The organism is Mesorhizobium sp. M1E.F.Ca.ET.063.01.1.1 (assembly GCF_003998155.1).
GTDB lineage: Bacteria > Pseudomonadota > Alphaproteobacteria > Rhizobiales > Rhizobiaceae > Mesorhizobium.
This window is the reverse complement of sequence record NZ_RZSC01001653.1, coordinates 1-425: the sequence shown is the minus strand read 5'-3', so window position 1 is coordinate 425 and position 425 is coordinate 1. Positions and strand designations below refer to the sequence as shown.

At 70.4% G+C, this 425-nt stretch carries 1 protein-coding gene; it reads left to right on the top strand.

The features are described 5' to 3' along the window. Positions 1-425, top strand: a 425-nt coding sequence (locus EOA29_RS40265) for a LysR substrate-binding domain-containing protein (RefSeq protein ID WP_245468877.1), incomplete at both ends; no start/stop codon positions are given.

The following is a 425-nucleotide window of genomic DNA, read 5'->3' as shown; positions in this document are numbered from 1 at the left end:
CGAGCTCAATGACGAAGCGGCTTCCGCCATCCGCGACGTCGAGCTGGAGGGCTGGGTGCGGCTTGGCCTGCAGGAGGATTTCGGCGAGGCTGTGCTGCCCGAAGTGCTCGGCCGCTTCGCTCGCGCCCATCCCAAGGTGCGGATCGAAGCGCGAATCGGACGCAGCCATGAGCTCGCCGAACGTGTCCTGTCCGGCAGCCTCGACATCGCGCTCGCCTGGCACGACGGCACGACGCTGCCCTACAGCCGGCATGTCGCCGACGTGCAGGCGCGCTGGATCGGTTCGGCGAAACCGGTGGATGCAGGCTCCCGCGACGGCGAGGCGCTGCCGCTGGTGGTGTTCGAGGCACCCTGCCTGCTGCGCACCGTGGCGACGGAGACGCTCGACCGCGCCGGCCTCGCCTGGCGCATGGCATTCTCCAGCC